Raw genomic sequence first — 514 nt, forward strand, 5'->3', positions numbered from 1 at the left:
GTGGTCGGCGTCCAGCGATGAGGAAGCAGTTGCGCGATGTCGGCGGCACGGTGTGTCGGCAAGCGCGTCAGCACGTTCTTCAGGTAAGCCAGCGGGTCGTGCCCGTTCAGTTGTGCAGAGCGGATCAATGTCATGATCGCAGCCGCGCGTTTTCCGGCACGCAGGGATCCTGCGAACAACCAGTTCGATCTCCCCAGGGCCCATGGCCGTATTTGATTTTCGACCCAGTTGTTATCCGCAGGCACATGCCCGTCATCCAGATAGTGCGTAAGCGCTTCCCAGCGTTTGAGGCTGTAGTCGAGTGCTGCGGCGATTCCGGATCCGTCCGGCACACGCTGCCGTTGCGTAAGCAACCATGCGTGAAGTTCGTCGGCGATGGGGCGAGCGCGCTCCTGACGCACAAGACGTCTTCTATCGGCTTCAAGTTCCGCGACGTCGCGTTCGATTTCATACAATGCGCCGAAGTATCGCAGCGCCGGCTCGGCCAGCTCGCTCTGGTGCTTGACGTGTAAGT

The 514-nt window shown here is 60.5% G+C and carries 1 protein-coding gene; it reads right to left on the minus strand.

All coding sequences use genetic code 11. The features are described from left to right. Positions 1–514, minus strand: a 514-nt coding sequence (locus AWB68_RS46185; protein ID WP_143282109.1) for an IS66 family transposase, incomplete at both ends; no start/stop codon positions are given.

Source organism: Caballeronia choica, assembly GCF_001544535.1.
GTDB classification, from domain to species: Bacteria; Pseudomonadota; Gammaproteobacteria; order Burkholderiales; family Burkholderiaceae; genus Caballeronia; species Caballeronia choica.